6 protein-coding genes and 2 pseudogenes are annotated in these 6482 nt (G+C 69.3%); 6 read left to right on the top strand and 2 right to left on the bottom strand.

The window, feature by feature from the left end; all coding sequences use genetic code 11:
• Positions 1–357 (top strand): annotated as a pseudogene (locus tag AC1DY5_RS37415) (hypothetical protein); the annotation flags it as partial.
• Between the two features lie 24 nt (positions 358–381).
• Here the strand turns inward: AC1DY5_RS37415 and AC1DY5_RS37410 are convergent.
• Complete coding sequence (locus tag AC1DY5_RS37410) at positions 382–1155, bottom strand: PP2C family protein-serine/threonine phosphatase (RefSeq protein WP_478119523.1); 774 nt, start codon at positions 1153–1155, stop codon at positions 382–384.
• Positions 1156–1279: 124 nt separating this feature from the next.
• Between AC1DY5_RS37410 and AC1DY5_RS37405 the strand changes: the two genes are divergently transcribed.
• Positions 1280–1483, top strand: coding sequence for a DUF465 domain-containing protein (locus tag AC1DY5_RS37405; protein ID WP_478119525.1), 204 nt, complete (start codon positions 1280–1282; stop codon positions 1481–1483).
• Positions 1483–3495, top strand: coding sequence for an ATP-dependent DNA helicase (locus tag AC1DY5_RS37400; RefSeq protein WP_478119522.1), 2013 nt, complete (start codon positions 1483–1485; stop codon positions 3493–3495). Before AC1DY5_RS37405 ends, AC1DY5_RS37400 begins: the two co-directional genes overlap by 1 nt.
• A 13-nt stretch (positions 3496–3508) precedes the next feature.
• Here AC1DY5_RS37400 and AC1DY5_RS37395 read toward each other — a convergent pair whose 3' ends face one another.
• Complete coding sequence (locus AC1DY5_RS37395) at positions 3509–4318, bottom strand: outer membrane protein assembly factor BamD (RefSeq protein ID WP_478119521.1); 810 nt, start codon at positions 4316–4318, stop codon at positions 3509–3511.
• Between the two features lie 23 nt (positions 4319–4341).
• On the opposite strand from AC1DY5_RS37395, the gene AC1DY5_RS37390 reads away from it, so the two are divergent.
• The 3 genes and pseudogenes from AC1DY5_RS37390 to AC1DY5_RS37380 form a co-directional block, all read left to right on the top strand.
• Positions 4342–5358, top strand: a complete 1017-nt coding sequence (locus tag AC1DY5_RS37390) for an RluA family pseudouridine synthase (RefSeq protein WP_478119524.1) — start codon at positions 4342–4344, stop codon at positions 5356–5358.
• 128 nt (positions 5359–5486) lie between these two features.
• Positions 5487–6266, top strand: coding sequence for an SMC-Scp complex subunit ScpB (gene scpB, locus AC1DY5_RS37385; RefSeq protein ID WP_478119520.1), 780 nt, complete (start codon positions 5487–5489; stop codon positions 6264–6266).
• Positions 6263–6482, top strand: a pseudogene (locus AC1DY5_RS37380) (pseudouridine synthase); the annotation flags it as partial. The gene scpB and the pseudogene AC1DY5_RS37380, both read left to right, overlap by 4 nt.

The raw sequence follows: 6482 nt of genomic DNA, 5'->3' as shown, positions 1-6482 counted from the left end.
CTCGAGGAGAAGGGCGGCAGCGCGGGCGCCAAGGACGCCGACGCCCAGCGCGAGCAGTCGCTGAAGTCGCAGCAGGAGCGGGAACAGCGCGCCGCCGAGCATGCGGCCGGGCGCGCCCAGGCCGCCTCCGAGGCGGCCGACAAGCAGCGCCAGTTCGACGACAAGCAGCGCGCCCATGCCGAGGATCAGGCGAAGGCGGAGCGTCGGCGCGCCGAGGCCCCGGCGGCACGCCAGGCCTACGAGGAAAAGCTGCAGAGGGCCGAGCAGCAGCGCGCCGACAGCGAACGGCGCAATGCCAACAACACCAAGCCGCGGTCGGCGCCGCTGCCCAACCCCGTGCGCCCCGCCTCACCCTGAGCACGGCACGGTGCGAGGCGCGATTCACTCCTCGTCGGCAGGGAGGGTGTCGAGCTTCACGACGGCGATCGAGATGTTGTCGCCGCCGCCGCGGGCCCGCCGCCGGGCCTCGGCGACCAGCAGTTCGACGGCTTCGCGCGGTGGTTTCTCGGCCAGCAGCTCACCCATCTCGATCGGGCTGAAGTAGTGCCACAGCCCGTCGCTGCAGGCCATCATCACGTCGCCGGCCTTCAGCCGGGGGATCAGGTGGACCTCGACCGGCGGCGGCGTCGATTTCATGCCGAGGCAGCCGAGCAGGATGTTGCTTTGGGGATGGACGCTGGCCTCGTCCTCGTCGATCTCGCCGCGATCGACCAGCACCTGGACGTAGGAATGGTCTTTGGTGCGCTTGACCAGCCGGCCTTCGTGGAAGTGATAGATGCGCGAGTCGCCGGCGTGGATCCAGGCGCAGTCGCCCTCCGGGTTCATCAGGAAGGCGGCCAAGGTGCTGTGCGGCTCCTGCTCGCTGGACACCGCCGTGAGCTTGATCACCGTGTGCGCGTCGTCCAGCAGCTGGCGCAGCATGCCGACCGGTTCGTCGCGCCCGGGCTTGTAGCGCGTGAACAACTGCTGGGCGGTCAGCAAGACCTGGTCGGAGGCCTTGCGTCCGCCGCTGCGCCCGCCCATGCCATCGGCGACGACCGCCAGCACGCAGCCGGGCGCCCGCGGATGGGTGATGACCAAGACCTGGTCCTGCTGGTAGGGGCGGTCTCCCTTGTGGAGGCCGGTGGCGGCGGCGAGTCGAAAGCCTCGGGTCATGTGGCGCGGTTGCGCCGATGGCGCGGTCTTTGATGTGAAGATGCAAACGGGACGAAGACGTATTATCGAGCGAACACAAGCCGCGACCGGACGGTCGCGGCATCGCTTTTCGTACTGCGCCCCCTTGGACTCCAATCTTCACTCATATTCCCGCCAGTTGATCGAATTGCGGATCGAGCACGCCGACCTCGATGCGACGATCGACCGGCTCGGCGATGTCGTGCCGCAAGACGAACTGCTGCTGCGGCGCCTGAAAAAGAGGCGGCTGGCGCTGCGCGACCAGATTGCGCGGCTGGTCGACCTGCTCGACCCGCAAGAGCCTGCCTGATGGCGCTCGAACAAGAGGTGCGCGAGGTCTTCGCGCAGGGAGGGGTGCTCTCGCATGCCGCCGACCAGTTCCGGGAGCGCGCCGGCCAGACCGAGATGGCGCTCGCGGTGGCGCGCACCATCGAGCAGGGCGGGCAGTTGGTGGTCGAGGCCGGCACCGGCGTCGGCAAGACCTTCTCCTACCTGGTGCCGGCGCTGCTGAGCGGCGAGCGCGTGCTGCTGTCGACCGCCACCAAGACGCTCCAGGACCAGCTGTTCGGCCGCGACCTGCCGCGGCTGGTCACGGCGCTGGGCTTGCCGGTGCGCACCGCGCTGCTCAAGGGCCGTGCCAGCTATCTGTGCCTGCATCGGCTCGACCTGGCCCGTCACGACGCCTCGCTGCCCGAGCGCGGCTCGTTGCGCACGCTGGCCAAGATCGAGCAATGGTCCAAGGCCACGCGCACCGGTGACCTGGCCGAACTGCCGGGGCTGGACGAGCGCTCGCCGCTGATCCCGCTGGTCACCTCGACGCGCGAGAACTGCCTCGGGGCCCAATGCCCGCAGTTCAAGCCCTGCCACGTCAACCTGGCGCGGCGCGAGGCCATGGCGGCCGACGTGGTGGTGATCAACCACCATCTTTTCTTTGCCGATCTCGCGGTGCGCGAGTCGGGCATGGCCGAATTGCTGCCGAGCGTGCGCGTGGTGGTGTTCGACGAGGCGCATCAACTCAACGAGACCGGCGTGCAGTTCCTCGGGGTGCAACTCGGCACCGGGCAGGCGCTGGATTTCGCTCGCGACCTGCTGGCGGCAGGTTTGCAGCAGGCGCGCGGCCTGGTCGACTGGCAGCAACTGGTGGCGGCGGTCGAGCGCGGCGCACGCGAGCTGCGCCTGGTGGTCGGCAAGCAGTGGCCGGGTGCCAAGCTGCGCTGGGTGGGCGAGGAGCCTGAGGGCCTGCCCGGCGCGGCCTGGCAGCAAGCGCTCGACGCCTTGCAGGCGGCCTTCGCCGACGCTGCGCGCGGGCTCGACACGGTCAGCGAGCTGTCGCCCGATTTTGTCCGCCTTCACGACCGTGCACAGCAACTGGCGCAGCGTGCCGAGCGCTTCGCCGAGCCCTGCGCGCCCGGCTCGGTGCGCTGGGTCGACGTCGGCACGCAGCTGCGGCTGGTCGAGTCGCCGCTCGACATCGCCGAGGCGGTGCGCAGCCGGGTGCTCAAGTCGGGTGCCGCGGAGCCCGGGGAAGAGGGCCGCGCCTGGGTGTTCACCTCGGCGACGCTGGGCGATGACCCGAGGCTGCGCTGGTTCACGGAGCCCTGCGGCCTGGAAGACGCCGAGGTGCTGCGGGTGCAGAGTCCCTTCGACTATGCGCGCCAGGCCGCGCTCTACGTGCCGCGCGCCTTTCCGAAGCCCAACGACCCGGCGCACAGCCAGCAGGTCGCGTTGCTGGCCGCGCGCGGCGCCGCTGTGCTGGGCGGCCGAACGCTGGTCCTGACGACCACGCTGCGCGCGCTGCGCGCCATTGGCGACGCCATGAAGGCGAAGTTCGACCAGATGGAGGCCGGCATGCGTCCCGAGGTGCTGGTCCAGGGCGAATTGCCGAAGCGGGTACTGATGGACCGGTTTCGCGATGGCGCCGGCGAGGGACGTGCAGGCTGCGTGCTGGTGGCCTCGGCCTCATTCTGGGAGGGCTTCGATGCGCCGGGCGACGCGCTCCAACTGGTGGTGATCGACAAGCTGCCCTTCCCGCCGCCGAACGATCCGCTGGTCGAGGCGCGTTCGCAGCGGCTCGAATCCCAGGGCCGCAGCGCCTTTGGGGAGTATTCGCTGCCGGAGGCCGCGGTGTCGCTCAAGCAGGGTGCCGGCCGCCTGATCCGGCGCGAGTCCGATCGCGGCGTGCTTGTGATCTGCGACACGCGCCTGGTCGCGATGGGCTACGGGAAGCGCCTGCTGGCGGCGCTGCCGCCGATGCGCAGGATCGAGGGCGAGGCCGAGCTCGATGCCGAGATCGCCGCGCTCCTGCCGCTTACGCTCGACTGAGCGGGCAGGCCGTTTACCAGAGCTTCCACCACGGGTCGTCCTTGGCCCGGAAGCCGCGCGTGAGGTACTGGCTCTGCGGATAGTTCTTGGTCAGCACGCGCTGGGTGTCGTCGCGCAGGTCGTTCATGCCGAGCTTGTCGTAGGACAAGTAAATAATGTAGAGCGCCTCTTCGAGCGCCGGCACCTCGCGGTAGTCGGCCAGCGCCAGCTGGGCGCGGTTGATGGCCGCCAGGTAGGCGCCGCGGGTGTAGTAGTAGCGCGCCACGTGCACTTCATACTGCGCCAGCGAATTGACGATGTAGTTCATGCGCAGCCGGGCGTCGGGCGTGTAGCGCGACTCGGGGAAGCGGGTGATCAGTTCCTTGAACGACTCGAAGGACTCCTTGGCCGCCTTCTGATCGCGTTCGGACAGATCCTGGCGCGTCATCCAGGCGAACATGCCGAGGTCGTCGTTGAAGTTGATCACGCCCTTCAGGTAGAGCGCGTAGTCGATCGCCGGGCTGGCCGGGTGCAGCTTCATGAAGCGATCGAGCGTGGCGATGGCCGATACCTTGTCGCCCGCCTTCCATTGGGCGTAGGCCTTGTCGAGCTGGGCCTGCTGCGCCAGGGGCGTGCCGGCGGCACGGCCCTCGAGCTTCTCGAACAGCGGCACGGCCTTGTCGTAGGCCCCCGAGCTCGATTCGTCCTTGGCCTCCGAATAAATCCGGTTCGGGCTCCAGTTCGCAGTCTTGTCGGCGTCGGTCGTCGAGCAGCCGGCTACCAGCCAAGCTGCGGCGCACAGGGCCAGCCAGCCGGGGACGACCGATAATTTGGCGCGAAACATCAGATAAGGCTTTCGTGAAACAGTTGCCCTTGATTATATCGACCACCCCCCTGGCGGACACCCCGGAGGCTGCCGAGCACGACGAGGGTTCGGAGCTCTCTGCCGCCAGCGAAGTGCGCGCATTCCTGATCGGCCCTGCCGAGCACGGCCAGCGGCTCGACCGCGCCCTGGCGACGCTGGTGCCCGAGTTCTCGCGCAGCTACCTGCAGCAGCTCATCGACGCCGGGATGGTCGAGATCCAGGGGCGCGTGCTGACCAAGACCTCCGCCACCGTGCATGCCGGCGAGGCCGGGCGGATCGAGCTGCGGCCGACCCCGCAGAGCCAGGCCTTCAAGGCCGAGCCCATGGCACTCAGCGTGCTGTACGAGGACGATCACCTGCGCATCATCGACAAGCCGGTCGGCCTGGTGGTGCATCCGGCCCCGGGCCACTGGAGCGGCACGCTGCTCAACGGCCTGCTGGCGCTCGACCCCCGGGCGGCGCTGCTGCCGCGCGCCGGCATCGTGCATCGGCTCGACCGCGACACCAGCGGGCTGATGGTGGTGGCGCGCAGCCGCCAGACGATGGATGCCCTGGTGGCGATGATCGCCGCGCGAGAGGTCCGACGGCAGTACCTGGCGCTCGCCCATCGCGGCTGGCAGGGCGCCCGCGCGCGCCATGTCGATGCCCCGATCGGGCGCGACCCGCGCAATCGGCTGCGCATGGCGGTGGTCGACCTCGAGCGCCATGCGGGCAAGCCCGCGCGCACGCTGATCGAGGCGCTCGACAGCAACGAGCAGGGCTGCGCGGTGCGCTGCACGCTCGAAACCGGCCGCACCCATCAGATCCGGGTGCACATGGCATCGATAGGGCATCCGCTGGTCGGCGACACGCTCTACGGCGGGGCGGCGGCTGCAGGCCTGGCACGGCAGGCGCTCCATGCCTTCAGGCTGGGATTCGCGCATCCGGTGACGCATGAACCGCTGGAGTTCCTCTCGCCGCCGCCGCCGGACTTGCTTCAGGGTTTCTCCGAATGGGGGCTGGATTACAATTCCGCCTGACGGTCCCGAGGGCCGCGCCGGCCGCCTGATGCCGGCTTTGCGTTGCTTTTCGCCGCGTGCCGGCAGCGCCTTCATCCATCCTTCTGAACAAGCGTCCTCGAGGCGCCTTTTCCTGGATATCGCGAACCATGAATACGGCGGATGCCAAGCGCATTCTCGAAACCGCCTTGATCTGTTCGACCCAGCCGTTGCCGGTGCGCGAATTGCGCGTGCTGTTCGACGACGAACTGGGTGCCGACACGATCAAGTCCCTGTTGCTCGAGCTTCAGGAAGACTGGTCGCAGCGCGGCCTGGAGCTCGTGAGCGTGGGCAGCGGCTGGCGCTTCCAGAGTCGGCCGGAACTGCGCGACCACCTCGACAGGCTGCACCCCGAGAAGCCGCCCCGTTACACCCGCGCGGTGCTCGAGACGTTGGCGATCATTGCCTATCGGCAGCCGGTCACGCGCGGCGACATGGAAGACATCCGCGGCGTCACGATCAACTCGCTGATCCTGAAGCAGCTCGAGGACCGCAACTGGGTCGAGGTCATCGGCCATCGCGAAACCGTCGGCCGGCCGGCGCTCTATGCGACCACGCGCCAGTTCCTCGATGACCTGGGTCTGGCGTCGCTCGACCAGCTGCCGCTGATCGAGTCGCCGGCGCAGCAGGGGGCCCTGATCGACGCGCTCGGCAAGGCCGCGGGCGAGGACCAGCCGGTGCTGCCGATGGACGAACTGCCAACGGACGAACTGCCGGTCGACGAACTGCCGACCGAAGATCCGTCGATAGGCGATCTCCTGACCGGGCCTGAAGCCGAAGTCCTCGAGGCGGTCGAAGCCGCCGCCTCCCCATCCTCCTTGCCCGTCGACGCCGAAGCGGCGCCCGACGAGGCCGACACCACCGCTGTCCCTTCCGGAACCCGACCATGAGCCCCATTGATCCCGATGATGCAGCCGCGCTGCCGGCCGACGCCGTTTCTGAAGTGCCTGCCGGCGAGACGCCCGCGGAGGCCGCCGAAGGCGCCGCCGCTCCACGCAAGCGCCGCCCCCGCAAGCCGAAGGCGGTAGTGCAGGAAGCCGCGGCCGCTGAAGAACCATCGGCCGAGGCCATCGCGCCGGCGGCCGAGCCGGCGGCCGCCGCCGAGC

The organism is Variovorax sp. P4_D9 (assembly GCF_056401695.1).
The sequence above is the reverse complement of the archived record's forward strand: the minus strand, read 5'-3'. Positions and strand labels throughout refer to the sequence as shown.

Coding starts and splice junctions, on each gene's coding strand:
- scpB (WP_478119520.1), top strand. CDS start 5,487: ATGAATACGGCGGATGCCAAGCGCATTCTCGAAACCGCCTTGATCTGT.
- AC1DY5_RS37410 (WP_478119523.1), bottom strand. CDS start 1,155: ATGACCCGAGGCTTTCGACTCGCCGCCGCCACCGGCCTCCACAAGGGA.
- AC1DY5_RS37400 (WP_478119522.1), top strand. CDS start 1,483: ATGGCGCTCGAACAAGAGGTGCGCGAGGTCTTCGCGCAGGGAGGGGTG.
- AC1DY5_RS37395 (WP_478119521.1), bottom strand. CDS start 4,318: ATGTTTCGCGCCAAATTATCGGTCGTCCCCGGCTGGCTGGCCCTGTGC.